Origin of the sequence: Pseudoalteromonas sp. SIMBA_162 (genome assembly GCF_046535955.1) — a bacterium.
Taxonomy (GTDB): domain Bacteria; phylum Pseudomonadota; class Gammaproteobacteria; order Enterobacterales; family Alteromonadaceae; genus Pseudoalteromonas; species Pseudoalteromonas marina.
On sequence record NZ_JAWJBQ010001359.1, the window covers coordinates 1 to 230 of the forward strand.

1 protein-coding gene is annotated in these 230 nt (G+C 70.9%); it reads right to left on the reverse strand.

Features of this window, described 5'->3' with window-relative positions:
• Positions 1-230 (reverse strand): NAD-dependent epimerase/dehydratase family protein (locus R0J88_RS24060; protein WP_410901465.1); only part of this gene is annotated, 230 nt, incomplete at both ends.

Below are 230 nucleotides of genomic sequence, written 5' to 3' on the forward strand. Positions count from 1 at the left end.
GCCGCGCCACGATGCCGGGCAGCCGCAGCGCGCGGCCGTCCAGCTCGCCGCGACGCGTCCAGTTCGCAAGGATCAGTTCGCCGACCAGCTTGTGCGTACCGTAGCTCGTGGCCGGGTGCGGCGCCGTGTGCTCGTCGACAAAGTTCGGCAACGGTTCGCCCAACACCGCAACGCTGCTCGCGTAGACCACGCGTGCCGCGTACCCGTCGTGCAGCACGGCCTGCTTCGCG